The 1,381-nt window shown below is 71.6% G+C and carries 2 protein-coding genes; both read left to right on the forward strand.

Annotated elements, in window-relative coordinates:
• The first annotated feature begins 82 nt into the window (after window positions 1-82).
• Complete coding sequence (locus ACRWND_RS30770; protein ID WP_431955252.1) at window positions 83-790, forward strand: transposase; 708 nt, start codon at window positions 83-85, stop codon at window positions 788-790.
• The coding region (locus ACRWND_RS30775; protein ID WP_431955254.1) for a transposase at window positions 771-1,381 on the forward strand (611 nt) is incomplete at its 3' end. The genes ACRWND_RS30770 and ACRWND_RS30775, both read left to right, overlap by 20 nt.

Genomic DNA, 1,381 nt, shown 5'->3' on the forward strand with positions numbered 1-1,381 from the left:
GTCATTCGCCTGACAGTTGGGCGGCCTTTGCGTGATCGTGTCTTCTCGCTGAAGTCGACAGTCGATCAACCCAAAGGCCGTGATGGACAGTCTGCAAGATGGCGCCGCGCGCGTCGAGGCCCTGACCGGGTTGTCCCGGTTCCGCCGCGAGTTCTACGAGTGCCTGACCCTGCGGGCCGATGCGCTGTTCGAGCTGACTGACGCGGTGCTGTGTGCCGGCGGGCCGGTGGTTTCTCTGCCTGAGCTGTCGCTGGAGGCGGTGTACCGGCGCGGGCACGGGGCGATGTACGACGCGCTGGCCCAGGGGCACATCGCTGTGTCCCGTCTGCGCAGGGCGCTGGCCGGGCTGGAGCTGCCGCGCGGTGCGGATCGGCAGCTGTCGATCGCGCTGGACGTCACGCCCTGGCCTCGTCCGGATGCCGAGTGCTCGCCCGAGCGGCTGCACTGCCACCGTCCGTGCCGTTGCGACGGGGTGCGCCAGACCATCCCGGGCTGGCCCTACCAAGTGGCGGTAGCCCTGGGTGGGGGCCGCTCGTCGTGGACCGGCCCGCTGGACGCGGTGCGCATCGGGCCCGAGGACGATCCCACCGAGGTCACCGCCGCTCAGATCCGTGAGCTGCGCGCCCGCCTGGAACAGGCCGGGCAGTGGCGGCCGGGCGACCCGCCGGTCCTGTTCGTGATGGACTCCGGCTACGACCTCGTGCGTCTGACCTGGCTGCTTGCGCGAGGAGCCGGTCCGGCTGCTGGGACGCGTCCGCGCGGACCGGGTGATGTACGCGCCGGCCGGTAAGCGCCGCGGAACCAACCCGGGACGCCCGCCCCGCCACGGGGCGGAGTTCCGCCTGTCCGACGCGGCCACCCACCCGGCCCCGGTTCAGGAGTCGACCGGCGTCCACGACCGCTTCGGCAAGGTCACCGCCCGCTGCTGGGGCCGACTGCATCCCAAACCGGACCGGCGCGGTTCCTGGGCCGACCACCAGGGCGAACTGCCCCTCGTCGAGGGCACACTGGTCCACCTGGCCGTCGAGTACCTGCCCGGCAACCGCGCCCCCAAGCCCCTGTGGCTGTGGCACAGCGACCCCGACGCCACCGCGCACAACGTCAACCGCCTCTGGCGGATCTTCCTGCGACGATTCGACATCGAACACACATTCCGCTTCTTCAAGCAGACCCTCGGGCTGACCCGGCCTCGTCTGCGCACCCCGGAACAGGCCGACCGATGGGTGTGGCTGATCCTCGCCGCCTACGCCCAACTCTGCCTCGCCCGCCCCCTGGCCGAGGACCTGCGCAGGCCCTGGGAGAAACCACTGACTCCGGACCGGCTCACCCCCGGCCGGGTCCGGCGCGGCTATCCCCGTATCCGGCGGATCCTGGGCACTCC

The sequence above is a fragment of the Actinacidiphila sp. bgisy167 genome (genome assembly GCF_965342175.1).
Lineage (GTDB): Bacteria > Actinomycetota > Actinomycetes > Streptomycetales > Streptomycetaceae > Actinacidiphila.